This window comes from Pseudorhodoplanes sp., from assembly GCF_059499825.1.
The window spans coordinates 46,582-58,587 of sequence record NZ_JCABZI010000007.1; the positions used below are offsets into that span (position 1 = coordinate 46,582).

Here is a 12,006-nt window from a genome sequence, read left to right on the forward strand (position 1 = left end):
CGTCGCTCGGTCGGTCGGGACCTTAACGAGGGATTGCACTCAATTGTCCTGCTGTTTTCCAGCAAACGCGTTTCGGATAGGAATCGCGACAAGGGACAACGCCGCAAGGCCGGCCAATGCCGCGATGATGTTTGGTGTTAGCACCGAACTGACCGTGAAGTCCTCACCCGTGTCGAAGATAGTGCCAAGCCCGGCACCGGCGGCACTATAGACGAGAGTCCCTGGTATAATGCCGAACAGGGTCGTCACTGCGAACACCGGCAATGCGACGCCGACAAAGGCTGGCACGATATTGACAAGGAAGAACGGGAATAGCGGAACCAGGCGAAGCGCCAGCAGATAGGACCAGGCGTTTCGACGGATGCCCTCACCCAGCGAAGCCGCCTTCGGGCCGAACGCATCCAGCGTCCGCCCTTTCATCAGGAAGCGTGCGATCAGAAACAATGCGATGGCGCCGATGGTCGCGCCGGCCACCGCGAATGCGGCTCCATACAGCGCACCAAATAGAAAGCCGCCAGCCAGCGTCAGGACGACGGCACCGGGAACGGACAGCGCGGTAGCCAGAATATAGACGGCAAGATAGATGGCCGCCGACGCAATCGGGTGCTGCTCGACCAGACCGGTCAGCGTCTTGCGGTAGGCTCGCAACGTATCGAGCGAGAGAAATTCACCGGCTCCGGAGAGATGGAGACCGGTGATGACCGCGATGATAGCGATGCCGATCCAGATCCGTCGGTCGCGGATGATGGACGTCCAGCCTGGAATGAAGCGTCTCGGTGCCCCGTGCATTTCGCGTCCCGCCTGCTCAGGGCAGCAGCCACTGTATCGCCCTCACAAGAGCCTTCACCCGGTCGCCATACAATGTCTTGGTGTAATACTGGCCGGCCACCTTTTTCGATATCTCCGATAGCGTCGGGTAAGGCGCAATCATCCCGGCCATGGCCGATAGCGTCATGCGCTGACCGATGGCGAGTCCCCATAGCCCTATCAGTTCTCCGGCATGCGGCGCGACGATGGTCGCGCCGAGGATTCGCCCCCGTGAGCCAAGAACGATCTTGGCAAGGCCTTCGGTCGCGCGCTCGGCCTGAGCCCTGTCATTCGTCCGCAACGGCTCCGCCAAGGTCGAGACGGAGTGCCCTTCTGCGCGGGCCTGCACTTCGGTCAAACCGACATGGGCCAGTTCCGGGTCGCTGTAAGTGACCCAGGGTAGCGCCCGGTAATCAACCTGTGCAGGTAGCGAGAATAAAGCATTCCGGATCACGATGCCGGCGTGATAGCCCGCAATGTGGGTGAATTGCGGACCGCCGGACACATCGCCGATCGCAAAGATCTTCCGGTTGCTCGTTCGCAACCGCGCATCAACGGTAATGCCCTTCGGGCCATGCTCCACCCCGGCCGCGGCCAGATCGAGGCTGTCGAGATCGGGCTTGCGCCCCGCCGCAACGAGGATATGCGAGCCGGTCATGCTGCGTGCTTCGCCGCCCTCGGTCCGGACCGACACTTCGACGCCGCCCGACTGCGCGACCGCAACGATCTCTGCATTCTCGAGCAGTTCGACGCCGCCTTGGCGCAGCGCGGCGCGAACGATGGCGACGGCCTCTGGCTCGTCGCGCGGCAGGATGTTCGCGCGCTCGACCAGCGTAACCTGCGAGCCCAGCCGCCGGAATGCCTGACTGAGTTCGACCCCAATCGGGCCGCCGCCCACGACGATCAGGTGGTCCGGCCGTTCCTGCAAATCGAAGATCGTCTCATTGGTGAGGTATTTGCAGTCGGACAGACCGGCGATCGGCGGGATCATGGGCCGGGACCCGGTTGCAATCACGAAGCGGCGGGCACGAATGCGGGCGTCGCCTGCGGCGAGCAGGTCCGGCTTAAGGAAACGCGCCTCGGCCTTGATGACATTGACGCCAAGACCGGAGAAACGCTCGACACTGTCATGCGGCGCGATCGCGGCGATGACGCCGTGAACGTGCCGGTACACGTCCTCGAAGCGCACGTCCGGCGTGACACTAGCTATTCCGAATTTTTCGCTATCGCGCATTGCATGAGCGCGGTGCGCCGCTGCGATCAGCGCCTTGGAGGGGATGCAGCCGGTGTTGAGACAATCGCCGCCCATTCGGGCGCGCTCGACCAATGCCACATTGGCGCCCATCTGTGCCGCACCGGCGGCGACAGATAGACCGCCCGATCCGCCGCCAATGACGCAAATATCGAAGCGTCCTTCCCTGCTCATTGCGGCCGCTCGCGGTGCCGCTTCAAAAGGTTCATCGTCACCCGTGAACCAATGCGGTGCCCACGTATGGCGCGGTGTCCTGCAGGATGCGCGGAAATCCCGTCCGACACTGCGCACCGCAGGCAAGCCACAACCTTCGAAGATCCGGAATGACCTTCCGACGCTGACAGGTTCATGGCACTCCGATCAGAGCTGGAAGCTCGGCGAGACTCTTGATTTCGTCGTTCGGGCTTCCGGGAAGGCGCTCGCGGCGCTGCCCGTAGCGGTTGCACCAGACCACCTGCATCCCGAATGCCGACGCCGCAAATGCGTCCCAGGCATTGGATGACACAAAGCAAATATTCTCCTTCGGGATGCCGAGCCGGTCGACCGCGAGCTGATAAACCTTGCGGTCCGGCTTGTAGATGCCGACCTCCTCAATCGACAGGACCGCGTCGAACAAGCCGTCGAGCTTCGCGTTGCTGACAACCGCGTCGAGCATCCGAGGGGTGCCGTTCGACAGAATTGCCAAGCGTAAATCCGCGCGCTTCAGGCGGCGCAACAGGTCCGAAACCTCGGAAAAGGCGTCGAGCGCGAGATACAGCGCCATCAGCCGGTCGCGCAGGTTCGCCCGCTGCAGCCCGAGTGTCTCCATCGCGAAATCGAGTGCATCCCCGGTGACCTGCCAGAAATCCGCGTGCCGGTTCTGTACCGCGCGCAGCCACGTATATTGCAACTGCTTGTCGCGCCACAACGCGGTCAGGTTGTCGAAATCATCGCCGATCTCGTCCCGGCAAGCGCGAGCCGCCGACGCAAAATCGAATAGCGTGCCATACGCATCGAACACACAGGCTCGCGCCTCGCTTAATGCCGTCATGCCGGACCCGCGCCGCGTGGATAACACGCCTAGACCAGCAAATATCGGCGGTCTGCACATCAAACGCAATCGCGCGGGCGCGCGTTGGGATCACATAACCTTCGGTGCGCGGTCGAGCAGTATGCCTCGCGGATACTCGCTGCCCTGCCCCGGCGCTGCCGACAACTGGCTTGGCCTTTGTCACATTTCTCCGAAATTCTCCACCAAGCGCGTAACGTCTTAAAGTCCAAGACCGAAGACAGGAATGCCTCAATTGCGGCCAGCCGGGGGTGGAACAGCATGTCCTGTAAATCGCATGTTCCGGACAATGGCGATCTTTGCGCGCATAGCGGTTGCAGCAATCAGGTGAATGATTAGTCTCTCTGGGGTGGGCTCTCTGGATCTTTGCTGGACACATGCAAGTTATACGAACTTCCGGACCGGTCCTGATATTCGGCGGGCCTTACAGCAATCTCGAAGCGACACAGGCCCTGATCGACGAGGCCGCTCGCCTCGGCTTCACCCCGGAGCGAATGATCTGTACCGGCGACGTCGTCGCGTATGCGGCCGACGCGTCAAAGACCGTGGGCCTGGTTCGGAACTCGGTCTCGCACATCATCAAGGGCAATTGCGAGGAAAGCCTCGCAAACGACTCAGACGATTGCGGGTGCGGATTTCCGGAAGGCAGCGATTGCTCGCGGCTTTCAAAAACCTGGTTTCAGCACGCGCGCCACCAGCTCAGCGCCGCTGATCGGCTATGGATGGCTGGCCTCCCGGATCGGCTGGTGCTCGATCTCGACGGTGTGCGTCTGGCCGTGGTTCACGGCATTCCGAGCACAATCAACCGATTTGTGTTCGCCTCCACAGGACATCTGCTGAAGCTGAAGGAGATCGAAGCCGCCGGAGTCTATGGCATGATCGGCGGACATTGCGGATTGCCGTTCACACAGTCGATATCGGGATATCTCTGGCATAACTCCGGAGCAATCGGGATGCCGGCGAACGACGGAACGCCGCGCGTCTGGTACAGCATCATCAGCCGCACCGCCGATGGTCTCTCAATCGAGCACCGCAGCCTCGTCTACGATCACGCCGCAGCGGCCGGCAAGATGCTGCGTGCGGGGCTCCCGGAGGGTTACGCCCTCGCTCTCTCAACAGGCATCTGGCCGAGTTGCGATGTCCTGCCCCTGGAGGAAATTCTGGCGCGCGGCCGGGCGCTCGTGCCAGGGACTATTGTCTGGCACCATCCCGCGAACCGGCAACCGGCTGGCCGCGCCAAGGGTCCGAAGGTCACGTCGCTTTGGCCGCAACACATGTCCGCGCCAGAGCTTGATCAACGAAAGTTTCGTCTGCCGGAGGTGACCGCAAAGGGCGAGCAGCGCGCCGCCGTCGACTTCACGAGTCTGAAGACGCTGTGGTTCAATACCGGAACGCTCTGCAATATTGCCTGCCGAAACTGCTATATCGACTCCGGCCCCCGGAAGGATCAGCTAGCCTATCTCACCCCCCGGGACGTCTCACAGTTTCTCGACGAAATCGAGCAGGGCAAATTCCGAACCCGTGAAATCGGGTTCACCGGCGGCGAGCCGTTCATGAATCCGGACTTTTTCCATATCCTCGACGATGCGCTCTCGCGCGGACATCACGTGCTGGTGCTGACAAACGCCATGCGTCCGATGCAGCGGTCGAAGGCGAAGCTTGAGCAAGTCAGGATGCGCTACGGTGACCGGCTTCGACTGCGCGTATCACTCGACCATTTTTCACCAGAGCGTCACGAGGAAGAGCGCGGCGAAGGAACGTTCGTTCCAACAATTCAAGGTCTGCTGTGGCTGGTGCGGTCCGGGTTCAATGTCTCGGTGGCCGGCCGGACCATGTGGGGCGAGAAGTTGGACGCTCAGCGCGCCGGCTATGCCCGTCTGTTTGCAGAGCACGGCATTATTATCGACGTAAACGATCCCGAACGGCTTGTACTGTTTCCGGAAATGGAACCTCGCGCCGACGTTCCTGAAATCACCGAACAATGCTGGGACATTCTCGGATCGTCGCCGCAGGACATCATGTGCTCGCAGTCGCGGATGGTGGTGAAGCGGAAGGGCGCGGATCGACCGGTCGTTCTGGCCTGCACGCTGATCGCCTACGATCCGCAATTCGAAATGGGCGCGACCTTGCAAGATTCGATGAAGCGCGTCTGGCTCAACCATCCCAGTTGCGCGAAATTCTGCGTCCTCGGCAATTCATCCTGCAGCCCTGCCCCGGCGAGCGCGGAGCGGAGCCCCGCTACACGAACCGGCGCCGACGACAGCCGCTTTGTAAACGTCGACACCTAGCCGGACGGCCATGGCAGACACGCTAGCGGATCGCTCACGGGGCATTTGCGCGCCACTGGCAATAGTCCGCTATCGTGTCGACATCCGCCAGCCGAGGTGCAAAGCCGACCGGACCATTCCAGGCGGCGACGGTGTCATCCATCGCAGATGCGGTCGACCAGCGGACGTTGTCGAAGACTCCTGACTTGAAGGGCCGTGCGCCGGCGCCGCGCGCAATCAGCCAATATCCGCCGTCCGGTGCCGGACCGAGCACCAGATTGCTGCCGGTGACCTGTCGCAACGCGGCGGCAATATGCGCCGGCTGGACACCGGGAATGTCCGAGCCGATCACCACAACCGGATGCCGCGACGTCTGCGAGAGAAGACGAACCATGCGTGCCCCCAGTGCACCACGACCCTGTCGAAGTCTTGGCACCTCCGCTGGCCAGAAGCTCGCATAACAATCGGTGTCCGGTGTCACTGCGATTGCCAGCCGCCACCTTGGATCGCGCGAGAGGCTTCGAATCAAACGTGCCGTCGTCACCCGATAGAATCGCAGCGCCTCGGAGGAGCCGATCAGTTTCGAAAGACGCGACTTCACCCGTCCGGGACGCGGCGCTTTCACCATCAGAATGACCAGTGGCTTCGACCGGGACCTAACCATAGAATTTCGCTATTCGCGCCGGCGGAACGCCCAGAAAATACAAAGCCAAGCAGGTGAGATTTCGCAGGCTGCGCCTCATATATCCATCACGACGATATCTCTGCGCGCTGGTGACGGCATAAGCCGGCAAAATGGTCAGGCGGCGTCGTCCGATGCGGCGAATGATGTCAACGTCTTCCATCAGCGGGATGTCCGAAAAACCTCCGATGTCATCGTAGAACTTCCGCGACAGGACGAGCGCCTGATCTCCGTACGGCAGTCCCAGCCAGCGGGTCCGAAGCGACACCACCACTTCGAGAGCCCGCGCCCGTGTCCGGATATCATCAAGCCTGAACTGAAACACCGCCGCTAACTGACCGGACCCGGGCCGCGCAACAAAGTCGGAAATAGCCGTCGCCCAATCGGCGTTCAGTCGCGTATCGGCATGCAGGAACAGCAACCATTCTCCGGTCGCAGCCGCCGCGCCACGCCGCAATTGTGTTCCCCGCCCCTTGCTCGCACGCACCACCCGGCAACCAAGCTTCTGCGCAATATCAAGTGTCTCGTCATCGGAGCCGCCGTCGACGATCACGACTTCCTTGATCAAACCGTGCCTCTGCGGCGTCAACGCATCCAGCGTCTTCCCCAGGGTGTGCGCCGCATTGAGCGTCGGCACGATCACACTCAGTGTAGCGGCAGACATCGGCGAACCATTCATGATACTGCCGATGCGTTCGCCAGGGAGTACCGCGCGTTGGGCTGCATCTTCTATTGCTGACCGCCGGAATATTGCAGACTGATCTTGCCCGAGACCTCCCGCAGTCGCGGTAACAGAACGTTGTCGACCTGGTTTTGCGGCAGCGCATCGCGCAGATAGATCAGCACCATCGCGGCAACCGCAGTGTCGCCCGAAAACACCGGCACGGCAATTGCGCGCGTTCCCTCAATCGGCGTGTTGTAATCGTGGACAGCGTAGCCGCGTGCAAGTGTCTCAGCGATTGCGCGCCTGGTCGTCCGCACCACACCGTCGCGCTCGGAGATCTTTTCCTGCAGGAGCGCGGAGCGGACAATCTCTTCTCGCTGCCGCGGCTTCGACCACGCCAGCAGCGCGATCCCGGAAGCGGAATACAGAAGCGGAAAGCGTATATGCTCAAATCTCCGCAAGTTGATTGGGGCGCTGTCACGATTGGACACTTCGATCACCATCGTCGCGCCTTCGCGCACCATGAATTCAGCCGGCCATTTCACGACGGTCGCAAAATCGTTGAGAAGGCGGCGGATGGCCTGGGTTGGCGCACTCTCCCGATCAATCGAGCTGAAAAGATCGCGGACGCGCGGCGACAAGCGGTAACCCGCATTTTCGGCTCGCTCGATGTAGCCGGCTTCGCGCAGGGTATGCAGCAGCCGCACGACAGTGGCTTTTGGTAGACCAGTCGCGTCCACCAGAACGGCCAAGCTGGCCGGTCCCGCTTCATTGATCGCTGCAAGCAGCGACAGCCCTCGCTCCAGGGCATGGACAGTCTGAGAAGCACGGGCCGCGGACATGGCAATCACAGATCAAGTTTGCAGGCGTTCCAGTGTTTGGTCCGTCTGGCGGACCTTTGGTCTATTAAGCTTTCGGCAGTGACCTGGGAAGCCCAGAATGGTCCTAACCGTCGGTGTGACCGTCGGAATCAAAAGCTCCGGAGGATTTGCCATGCCGTCCGAATCTCTTAACCGCCGATTATTTCTCGCCACCGGCGCAGCCGCGGTGGTTTCAGCACGCGGCTTCGATGCCCGCGCCCAAACGCAAAATGCGGTCCGCCTGATTTATCCTTTTGCCGCTGGAAGCGGTGGCGACACCATGGCCCGGATTGTGGCCGAGAAGCTCAGCGCCGGGCTATCGGTACCCGTGATCGTCGATAACCGCACCGGTGCTGCCGGCCGGATTGGCGTCAAGGCCGTGGTGAACGCAGAACCGGACGGGACGACGCTGCTGTTTGTGCCGAACCCGCCGGTTGCGATCTATCCACATTCCTATCCCAGCCTCGAATACGATCCGGTGCGCGATCTGACACCGGTCTCGCTCGCATCAACCTTCGATGTCGCGCTCGCTGTTTCGTCGACGAACGACATCAAGACCATTCAGGAGCTGATCACCTGGGCCAAGGCGAACCCGACGCAGGCGAATTATGGCTCGCCCGGTGCCGGCGGCCTTGGTCATTTCTTTGCCGTGATGGTTGCCGCCGGTACCGGGCTTGACCTGAAGCATGTCAGCTATCGCGGGTCCGGGGCGGTCATGGCTGACCTGCTCGGCGGACAGATTCCGATCGCTGTGGTCCCGCTCGGCGACGCGCTGGAGCTGCATCGCGGCGGAAAGGCCCGGGTGCTTGCGACGTCGGGTAATGCACGCTCGCCGCTCCTGCCTGACGTCCCGACCATGAAAGAGGCCGGCATCAATGCCGAGGGCCAGGGATGGTATGCGGTCTATGCGCCAGCCAAGACGCCACCCGAGACGGTCAAGCGGCTCAACAGGATCATCGTCGATGGGCTGTCGGACTCGGCGACCAAAGAAAAGGTGCTGAAGCTGAATATGGTCCCGCTCACCTCCACCCCCGAAGGCCTCGCCGCCTTCCGCGACGCGGACAGCGCCCGCTGGGCACCGGCGGTCAAAGCCTCAGGATTCAAACCGCAACAATGAAACTGTTCTCGTACAAAAACCGCCCGGTTCATCTCGGCCCCTACCCGCTGGAGAGGCTGCGCCGGTCATTGGCGCAGCCCGACCTTTCGGCAGTTCCGAAGATGGCGCCGGTCTCGTTCGACGATCCGCACAACCCGGAATCGCTCGTCAATGCGATGACGCGCTATATCGGCATGTTCGATGTGGTGCGTGACGGCGCGGTCACGCCGATACCCGCGGAGATTCCGGACGACCCGCAGGAGCGCTCCGATCACCTGAAGGCAGCCGGATACTACTACGACGCCACAATGGTAGGCGTCGCCGCTTTGCCGGAAGCGGCTCTGCTCGAGACGCCGATCCGCAACCCGAGCCTGCCGGTGCTGGTGGCCGAGCTTGAAAAGGGTCAACCCAAGAGTTTCGCGGCCGGCATCGACGTGATCTATGCCGACGTGCTGGACTCCGCCCGCAAAACGCTGGGGCCGATCCCGCATCACACCCATGCGCTGGTCTTCCTGGTCGAATATACCCGCGATCCGACGTCGTCCGAACCCGGCACCGACTGGTTCATGGACAGCCAGGCACAGCGCGCCGGACTGCTCGCGGCCAATACCGCGATCCTGCTATCGAGTTATATCCGCCTGCTCGGATACGAGGCGCGTGCGCATACGGTGACGAGCAGCGACGTCGATCTGAACAAACTCGCCGTCGCGGCGGGGCTTGCGCATCTCAGCGCCGACGGCGAGGCGATCGAAAACCCCTATGTCGGGCGGCGCTTTGGTCTCGCGGCCGTAACGACGACGCTGGCACTGGCACCCGACCAGCCACTCGCCGCGCCGCGTCTCGCCGACTGGCTGCACAGCCACGGACCCTCATGGTGGCTTGGCAAGGGCACGACCAAGAATGCCTTCAACAAGGTGCCCTATAGCCGGCGCCCGTTCCATCTCGGCGCCTATCCGTTCGAAAAGCTGAACCGGCGCGACGAGACGACCACTTTCATCGACGAGCCGCGCGTGCCGCGCTTCCCCAAACGCGCCGATTTTTTCGCACGCGCCGTTTTCGGCGACATGGGCAAGGAGATGCAGAACAACGCCAAGGGCGGCTTCTATGTGCAGAAATCCGCCATCGGCGCGTGCGCACGCCGTGCGCTGGGCGCGCTGTTGCTGCTGCAATTCGGCGAAGCACGCGGGCCGGTCTCGGACTCGGTCACCGACCCGAAGCGAAACGCTGCGAATGTGAAGGCCGCTTCCTATTACATGGCGACCGATGCCGTCGGGCTCTCACGCTGTCCGGAGTGGGCGTATTACAGCCACGACGCCGCCGGCAACGTGATGAAGCCCTACCACAAGAATGCGGTGTCGATGCTCTTCGACCAGGGCCACGAAACCTTCGAGGGCGCCAGCGGCGACGACTGGATATCCGTAGCGCAAAGCATGCGCGCCTATCTGCGCTTCTCGCTGCTGGGAGGCGTGATCGCCGAGCAGATTCGCAGGCTCGGCTATTCGGCGCGCGTACATACCGTGCTGGACGGCGACGTGTTGCAACCGCCGCTGCTGCTTCTGTCGGGACTTGGCGAAGTCTCGCGCATCGGCGAGGTGATCCTCAATCCCTATCTCGGACCGCGGCTCAAGTCGGGCATCGTCACCACCGACCTGCCATTCAGCTACGACAAGCCGCTCGATTTCGGGCTGCAGACTTTCTGCAACAACTGCAACAAATGCGCGCGCGAATGTCCGTCGGGAGCAATCACCGCCGGGCCGAAGCTGATGTATAACGGCTACGAGATCTGGAAATCCGACGCCGAGAAGTGCGCGCGCTACCGGATCACCAACCAGGGCGGCGCGATGTGCGGCCGCTGCATGAAGACCTGCCCGTGGAATCTGGAAGGGCTGTTTTCCGAAGCGGCGTTCCGCTGGGTGGCGATGCGCTTTCCGGGCGCGGCGCGCTGGATTGCCTGGCTGGACGACCGCCTCGGCCGCGGCGGCATTAACCCGGTCAAGAAATGGTGGTGGGACATCGATCTCGATCGCGCCACCGGGCAGCACAAGCGGGCCAAGGCGACCCATGCGCGTGGGCTCAATCGCGAGCTCGACCTCAAATACGAGGATCAGACACTGGCGGTCTACCCCGCCGACGTCATGCCGCCGCCCTACCCGGTGCCTTTCCCGGTCAACCGCGAAGCCGGCATCGAGCGCTATCGTTCGATGCTGTCGCCGGACGAACATAAGGCCCGGATCGCGCGCGGCGAGACCGCTGACCTGGTGCCGCAATTCAAGATTCCTGACGGACCGCCGCCGGTCTTTCCGGTGATCCTGAAGCGGCGCGAGGACATGGCCGAGGATGTCGCCCGTTTCGAGTTCGTCGCAGCCAATGGTGACGAATTGCCGAAATTCGACGCTGGCGCGCATGTGGACGTGGTGATCGCGCCGGAATATCTGCGGCAATACAGCCTGGCTGGCAACCCGGCCGACAATTCCAAATATGTCCTCGGCGTGCAGCGCGAGCCGCAGGGCCGCGGCGGCTCACTGTTGATGCTGCGCGCGTTCCGCGAAGGACGCCGCGTTTTCATCTCGCCGCCGCGCAATCACTTCCCCCTGCACGAGGATGCGACAAAGTCGTTCCTGTTTGCGGGCGGCATCGGCATCACGCCGATGCTCACCATGGCGCACCGGCTGCATGATCTCGGCCGCGACTTCGAACTGCATTACAGCGCCCGCAGCCGCCCGTCGGCGGCCTTCATGTCGGACCTGTCGCAGGTGCCGTGGCACAACCGCGTGCGGCTGCACATGAAGGATGAAGGTGCGCGTGCCGATTTCGATAGCCTGCTGCCGCGATATCAGGATGGGTTTCATCTCTACACCTGCGGATCGCCGCGCTACATGGACGGATTGTTCGCGATCGCCGATGCCAAGGGGTGGCCGGAAGAAGCCCTGCATCGCGAATATTTCACCGTTCCCGAACCGCCGGATTATGTGAACGAGCCGTTCACGCTGAAGCTCGCGCGCAGTGGCAAGCAGATCGAGATCCCGGCCGACCGACGGGCAACCGACGTCCTCGCAGAAATGGGCATCGTCGTGGACACGAAATGCTCCGACGGGATCTGCGGTGTTTGCGCGGTCAAGGTGCTGTCCGGTGAGGTCGAGCATCGCGATCACGTCCTGAGCAAGAAGGAACGCGAACAAAGAATGATCCTGTGTTGCTCGCGCGGCGCACAAGCCGGCAGCGAGGTCGAAGTCGACCTTTAAGCGATGGCGACGAACAATTCCGCATCATATTGCGGGCGGAGAAAATCGATATGCCGGATGATACCTACCAGAACAGACAGACTCTGGA

At 62.2% G+C, this 12,006-nt stretch carries 9 protein-coding genes; 3 read left to right on the top strand and 6 right to left on the bottom strand.

Going from position 1 to position 12,006, the window contains the following annotated elements; all coding sequences use genetic code 11:
• Positions 1 to 39: 39 nt before the first annotated feature.
• The 3 genes from AC5I5I_RS11005 to AC5I5I_RS11015 all read right to left on the bottom strand — a co-directional run bounded on the left by AC5I5I_RS11005 (position 40) and on the right by AC5I5I_RS11015 (position 3,089).
• On the bottom strand, positions 40 to 789 hold the full coding sequence (locus tag AC5I5I_RS11005) for a TVP38/TMEM64 family protein (protein ID WP_495972850.1): 750 nt from the start codon (positions 787 to 789) through the stop codon (positions 40 to 42).
• 16 nt (positions 790 to 805) lie between these two features.
• Positions 806 to 2,233: a dihydrolipoyl dehydrogenase family protein gene (locus AC5I5I_RS11010; protein ID WP_495972852.1), complete on the bottom strand. Its 1,428-nt coding sequence runs from the start codon at positions 2,231 to 2,233 to the stop codon at positions 806 to 808.
• A gap of 172 nt (positions 2,234 to 2,405) precedes the next feature.
• Complete coding sequence (locus AC5I5I_RS11015; protein ID WP_495972854.1) at positions 2,406 to 3,089, bottom strand: haloacid dehalogenase type II; 684 nt, start codon at positions 3,087 to 3,089, stop codon at positions 2,406 to 2,408.
• 395 nt (positions 3,090 to 3,484) lie between these two features.
• On the opposite strand from AC5I5I_RS11015, the gene AC5I5I_RS11020 reads away from it, so the two are divergent.
• A complete protein-coding gene (locus AC5I5I_RS11020) occupies positions 3,485 to 5,395 on the top strand; it encodes a radical SAM protein (RefSeq protein ID WP_495972856.1) in 1,911 nt (636 codons plus the stop codon).
• 34 nt (positions 5,396 to 5,429) lie between these two features.
• On the opposite strand, the gene AC5I5I_RS11025 is transcribed toward AC5I5I_RS11020, so the two are convergent.
• From AC5I5I_RS11025 to AC5I5I_RS11035, 3 genes are read right to left on the bottom strand one after another with little or no spacing between them, the layout of a single operon-like run.
• Entirely contained in the window at positions 5,430 to 6,038 is a 609-nt protein-coding gene (locus tag AC5I5I_RS11025) for a TIGR04282 family arsenosugar biosynthesis glycosyltransferase (RefSeq protein ID WP_495972858.1), read from the bottom strand.
• Entirely contained in the window at positions 6,031 to 6,735 is a 705-nt protein-coding gene (locus AC5I5I_RS11030) for a TIGR04283 family arsenosugar biosynthesis glycosyltransferase (RefSeq protein ID WP_495972860.1), read from the bottom strand. The genes AC5I5I_RS11025 and AC5I5I_RS11030 overlap by 8 nt, the downstream gene beginning before the upstream one ends.
• Before the next feature lie 50 nt (positions 6,736 to 6,785).
• Positions 6,786 to 7,562: a helix-turn-helix domain-containing protein gene (locus AC5I5I_RS11035; protein ID WP_495972862.1), complete on the bottom strand. Its 777-nt coding sequence runs from the start codon at positions 7,560 to 7,562 to the stop codon at positions 6,786 to 6,788.
• 151 nt (positions 7,563 to 7,713) lie between these two features.
• Here AC5I5I_RS11035 and AC5I5I_RS11040 point away from each other — a divergent pair, with 151 nt between their 5' ends.
• Together AC5I5I_RS11040 and AC5I5I_RS11045 are read left to right on the top strand one after the other, a co-directional pair.
• Positions 7,714 to 8,697, top strand: coding sequence for a Bug family tripartite tricarboxylate transporter substrate binding protein (locus AC5I5I_RS11040; RefSeq protein ID WP_495972864.1), 984 nt, complete (start codon positions 7,714 to 7,716; stop codon positions 8,695 to 8,697).
• A complete protein-coding gene (locus tag AC5I5I_RS11045; RefSeq protein WP_495972866.1) occupies positions 8,694 to 11,918 on the top strand; it encodes a 2Fe-2S iron-sulfur cluster-binding protein in 3,225 nt (1,074 codons plus the stop codon). Before AC5I5I_RS11040 ends, AC5I5I_RS11045 begins: the two co-directional genes overlap by 4 nt.
• Positions 11,919 to 12,006 lie beyond the last annotated feature (88 nt).

Bases quoted from the DNA above. Each gene is read 5' to 3' on its own strand.
- AC5I5I_RS11030 (WP_495972860.1), bottom strand. From the start codon at position 6,735: ATGAATGGTTCGCCGATGTCTGCCGCTACACTGAGTGTGATCGTGCCG.
- AC5I5I_RS11025 (WP_495972858.1), bottom strand. From the start codon at position 6,038: ATGGTTAGGTCCCGGTCGAAGCCACTGGTCATTCTGATGGTGAAAGCG.
- AC5I5I_RS11015 (WP_495972854.1), bottom strand. From the start codon at position 3,089: ATGACGGCATTAAGCGAGGCGCGAGCCTGTGTGTTCGATGCGTATGGC.
- AC5I5I_RS11010 (WP_495972852.1), bottom strand. From the start codon at position 2,233: ATGAGCAGGGAAGGACGCTTCGATATTTGCGTCATTGGCGGCGGATCG.
- AC5I5I_RS11045 (WP_495972866.1), top strand. From the start codon at position 8,694: ATGAAACTGTTCTCGTACAAAAACCGCCCGGTTCATCTCGGCCCCTAC.
- AC5I5I_RS11035 (WP_495972862.1), bottom strand. From the start codon at position 7,562: ATGTCCGCGGCCCGTGCTTCTCAGACTGTCCATGCCCTGGAGCGAGGG.
- AC5I5I_RS11020 (WP_495972856.1), top strand. From the start codon at position 3,485: ATGCAAGTTATACGAACTTCCGGACCGGTCCTGATATTCGGCGGGCCT.
- AC5I5I_RS11040 (WP_495972864.1), top strand. From the start codon at position 7,714: ATGCCGTCCGAATCTCTTAACCGCCGATTATTTCTCGCCACCGGCGCA.
- AC5I5I_RS11005 (WP_495972850.1), bottom strand. From the start codon at position 789: ATGCACGGGGCACCGAGACGCTTCATTCCAGGCTGGACGTCCATCATC.